Source organism: Stenotrophomonas sp. HMWF003 (assembly GCF_003061285.1).
GTDB classification, from domain to species: Bacteria; Pseudomonadota; Gammaproteobacteria; order Xanthomonadales; family Xanthomonadaceae; genus Stenotrophomonas; species Stenotrophomonas maltophilia_AP.
This window is the reverse complement of sequence record NZ_QAIW01000230.1, coordinates 1-4,492: the sequence shown is the minus strand read 5'-3', so window position 1 is coordinate 4,492 and position 4,492 is coordinate 1. Positions and strand designations below refer to the sequence as shown.

Here is a 4,492-nt window from a genome sequence, read left to right as displayed (position 1 = left end):
CTGCACGGCCCGACCCGAGGTAGAGCCACCCCATGGGTGGCTGCACGCGGTGCCGGATGGGTCGACAGCCACCCATGGGGTGGCTCTACCGGTGGATCGGCTCCGCGCAGCGACCCGCGGGGCGTGGATCGGCTCCGCGCAGCGACCCATGGGGTGCGGCCGGACAGCGCAGCCACCCATGGGGTGGCTCTACCCGGGCGGCGGCGGGCGTAAAATGGCGGGATGAACGAATCCCTCGAAAGCCACCTGGTCCATGGACGCCGCCAGCGCCCGGACGGTCCGTCGCCGGTCGACGTCATCTCGGTGCAGTCGCAGCTGGTGTACGGCTATGCAGGCAACAGCGCGGCGGTGCCGCCGCTGCGCGCGCTGGGCGTGCGCGTGGCCGAAGTGCCTACCACGCTGCTCAGCAATGCGCCGTTCTATCCGACCACGCGTGGTCGCGTGCTGCCGGCCGACTGGTTTGCCGAACTGCTGCTGGGGGCCAGCGAACGCGGCCTACCGCAGCGCGCGCGCATGCTGGTGTCCGGCTACTTCGGCAGCGTCGGCAATGGCGCGGCGTTCGCCGACTGGCTCGACCAGGTGCTGCCCACCGCGCCGCAGCTGCGCTACTGCCTGGACCCGGTGATCGGCGACACCCACACCGGCCCCTATGTCGAACCCGGGCTGGAAACCATCTTCGCCGAGCGGCTGCTGCCGCATGCGTGGCTGGTGACCCCCAATGCGTTCGAGCTGGGCCGCCTGACCGGCATGCCCAGCCTGGCCGAAGACGATGCCATCGCCGCCGCGCAGGCGCTGCTGGCGCGTGGGCCGCAGTGGGTGCTTGCGCACAGCGTGGGCGGCGAGCCCGGCCAGCTGGTCACGCTGGCGGTCAGCCGCGAGGCGATCTGGCGCTGGTCCTCGCCGCACCTGCCGGTGGACGTGGCCGGCACCGGTGACGTGCTGATGTCGCTGCTGGTGGCGTTCCTGCTGCGCGGCGAATCCTTCGAACAGGCGATTTCGCGCGCCATCGCCGGCGTGCACGTGGCGCTGGAAACCACGCTGGCCAATGGCCACGAGGAGTTCGACGTGCTGGCCGCCGCACCGGCTGCACTGGCACTGCCGCAGCGCTTCGTGCCCGAGCGCATCGCGTGAGCGCACGGGTAGTCGGCATCGTCGGCAGTGCCGGCGCGTATGGCCGTTGGCTGCGGAATTTCCTGCAGCAGCGCATGGGCGTAGAGGTGATCGGCCACGACCCGGCCGACCCGCAGTCGCACACGCCCGAACAGCTGCTGGAGCAGGCCGACGTGCTGGTCTTCTCCGCGCCGATCCGGCACACGCCGACGGTGATCGCCGACTACGTCGCGCGATCAGCCGGGCGGGAAGCCGGCCGTCTGTGGCTGGACGTGACCTCGGTGAAAAGCGCGCCGGTGGCGGCGATGCTGGCCTCGCAGGCCGAGGTGGTGGGCCTGCATCCGATGACCGCACCGCCCAAGGCGCCTACGCTGAAAGGCCGGGTGATGGTGGTCTGCGAGGCGCGCCTCGCGCGCTGGCAGCCGTGGGTGCAGCAGCTGTGCGACGCCCTGGAAGCCGAATGCGTACGCGCCACGCCCGAGCACCACGACCAGGTGATGGCGCTGGTGCAGGCGATGGTGCACGCCACTCACCTGGCCCAGGCCGGCGTGCTGCGCGAATACGCGCCGCTCCTGGGCGCGCTGCCCGCGTTGATGCCGTACCGCTCGGCGTCCTTCGAACTGGACACGGCGATCATCGCGCGGATCCTGTCGCTGAACCCGGCGATCTACGAGGACATCCAGTTCGGCAACCCGCACGTGGCGCCCATGCTGGACCGGCTGCTGGCCCAGCTGCAGCAGCTGCGCGCGCAGGTCGGGCAGGGCGATGATGCCGCGCGGGCGGCGTTCCGCCAGCAACTGCTGCTGGACAACCGTGACAGCCAGGGCGAGACGGTATTGGCCGAAGGCAACTACACCTTCGAACGGGTGGGCTATCTGCTGGCCGACCTGACCGAGCGCAATGCGATCAGCGTCCATCTGCCCGAAGACCGGCCCGGTTCGCTGCGCGAACTGCTGCACGTCTTCGAGCGGCATGCGGTGAGCCTGGCCTCGATCCACTCCTCGCGCACGCCGGGTGGGGAAGTGCATTTCCGTGTCGGCTTCGTCGCCGGCAGCGATGTGCAGGCCCTGCAGCGCGCCGCCGTGGAAATTGATGCCACGGGCATCGGCCGGGTCCTGCCGCGCTGACGTGTTGCAACGCCGCATTCATCCACAGGGGGTGTGGATGAGTTGCGCACAAACATGTGGATAACCGCGTGCAGCCGTTGCGGGCAAAGGCTGTCAAGATGGCTGGTCATAAAATGACCAGCCTGTCGCAAACTTTTTTCGGTCGCGCCGGCCGGCCGCGTCGCGCGCTCAGGTGGTCAGGGTCAACTCACCGCCAGCGGTGCGGAACTGACGGCCATCGCGGACCAGGTGGCGGCCATCGGCCAGCTCGTAACGCACGTTCGCGTCCGCTGGCGCAGCCGACGCGTCGGCGGGCGCCGGGTCCTGCTTGAATTCGATGATGACGTAGCTTTCGCCCGTGGCGTCGGTCGCGGGAAACTGTCGAAACGACATGAAGCACCTCCTGCAGTGGCATGGACCTGTGACCTGCGCACCATGCAACCGGCAGCGTTAGCGGTGCGTCATCAATCGATGAACTGCAGGCGTGCCAGCTCCGCGTACAGCCCGCCTTCGGCCAGCAGCTGTTCGTGGGTGCCCTGGGCGATGATGCGGCCGTGGTCCATCACCACGATGCGGTCGGCCTTGAGCACGGTGGCCAGGCGATGGGCGATCACCAGCGTGGTTCGCCCCGCCATCAAGCGTTCCAGCGCCTGCTGCACCGCGCGCTCGCTCTGCGCGTCGAGCGCGCTGGTGGCCTCGTCGAGCAGCAGGATCGGCGCATCCTTCAGCAGCGCCCGTGCGATCGCGATGCGCTGCTGCTGGCCACCGGACAGGCGCGCACCGCGCTCGCCCAGTTCGCTCAGGTACCCGTCGGGCAGGGCCTGCAGGAACTCGTCGGCTTCTGCGGCTTCGGCGGCGCGCTGCACTTCCTCATCGCTGGCCTCCAATCGGCCGTACCGGATGTTGTCCAGCGCGGTAGCGGCAAACAGCGTGGGTTGCTGCGGTACCAGTGCCATCTGCGCGCGCAGCTGGGCCGGGTCGACCTGGCGCACATCCACGCCGTCGACCAGGATGCTGCCGGTGGCCGGGTCGTGGAAGCGCAGCAGCATCGACAGCACCGTGCTCTTGCCGGCGCCGGACGGACCGACCAGGGCAACGGTCTCGCCGGGCCGTACATGCAGGTCGAACCCTTCCAGTGCCGCGGTGTCCGGGCGCTGCGGATAGTGGAACACCACGTTGTCGAAGCGGATCTCGCCCCGCAGCGGCAGCGGCATCTGCACCGGGTTGGCCGGCGCGGTGATCTCGATGTCTTCCTGCAGCAGTTCTGCGATCCGTCCCATGCCGCCGGACGCGCGTTGCAGTTCATTCCAGACCTCTGCCAGCGCACCGACCGAACCACCGCCGATCATGGCGTACAGCACGAACTGACCGAGCGTGCCTGCCGTCATGCGGCCGTCGCTGACATCGTGCGCGCCCAGCCACAGCACCCCCACGATGGCACCGAACACCAGCACGATGGCGGTGGCGGTGACGATCGACTGCGCGCCGATGCGACGGCGCGCGGCCTTGATCGATTCGGCCAGCGCAACGTTGAAGCGGCCGCGTTCATAGGGCTCGCGTGCATGCGCCTGCACGGTACGCACCGCGCCCAGGGTTTCGGCGGCCAGGCTGTTGGCGTCGGCGACGCGGTCCTGGCTGGCACGGGAGATGTTGCGCAGGCGGCGCGCACCGATGATCACCGGCAGCACGGCCAGCGGGATGCCGAGCAGCGACCACACGGCCAGCCGCGGGCTGGTGACGAACAGCATCACCAGGCTGCCGACCACGGTGACGCTGCTGCGCAGCGCCACCGACATCGTCGAACCGATCACGCTGCGCAGCAACTCGCTGTCGGCGGTGAGCCGGGACACCAGTTCGCCACTGCGGCTGCGGTCGTGGAAACCGGCGCCGAGGGTGATCAGGTGGGTGTAGAGCTGGCTGCGCAGATCGGCCACGACCTTTTCGCCCAGCAACGACACGAAGAAGAAGCGCGCCGCGGTAGCCAGCCCCATCACCACCGCGACCAGGAACAGCAGGCCGAACGCGCGATTGATCTGGCCGTTGTTGTTGAAGCCATGGTCGATCATCACCTTGACCGCGGGCGGCAGGCTCAGCGTGGCCGCCGACGAGATCGCCAGGGCGACCAGCCAGGCAGTGAACAGCCCCGAATGGCGACGTACGAACGGCCACAGCGTACCCAGACTGCCCAGGCGGCGCAGCGCGGGGGTCGGGGCGGGGGTGGTCTCAGTCATCAAGTTGGCCTGGTTCGGTGCATCGTTGGATGCGGATACGATCAC

At 69.2% G+C, this 4,492-nt stretch carries 4 protein-coding genes; 2 read left to right on the top strand and 2 right to left on the bottom strand.

The genetic code is table 11. The annotated features are described in order from the left end of the window. The first annotated feature begins 222 nt into the window (after positions 1 to 222). Together pdxY and DBR34_RS09405 are read left to right on the top strand one after the other, a co-directional pair. Positions 223 to 1,131: a pyridoxal kinase gene (pdxY, locus tag DBR34_RS09410; protein WP_128096593.1), complete on the top strand. Its 909-nt coding sequence runs from the start codon at positions 223 to 225 to the stop codon at positions 1,129 to 1,131. Beyond that, entirely contained in the window at positions 1,128 to 2,237 is a 1,110-nt protein-coding gene (locus tag DBR34_RS09405) for a prephenate dehydrogenase (RefSeq protein WP_128096592.1), read from the top strand. Before pdxY ends, DBR34_RS09405 begins: the two co-directional genes overlap by 4 nt. Before the next feature lie 168 nt (positions 2,238 to 2,405). On the opposite strand, the gene DBR34_RS09400 is transcribed toward DBR34_RS09405, so the two are convergent. Beyond that, complete coding sequence (locus DBR34_RS09400; protein ID WP_128096591.1) at positions 2,406 to 2,609, bottom strand: hypothetical protein; 204 nt, start codon at positions 2,607 to 2,609, stop codon at positions 2,406 to 2,408. Between the two features lie 71 nt (positions 2,610 to 2,680). Beyond that, positions 2,681 to 4,447, bottom strand: coding sequence for an ABC transporter transmembrane domain-containing protein (locus tag DBR34_RS09395; RefSeq protein WP_128096590.1), 1,767 nt, complete (start codon positions 4,445 to 4,447; stop codon positions 2,681 to 2,683). Positions 4,448 to 4,492: the final 45 nt, after the last annotated feature.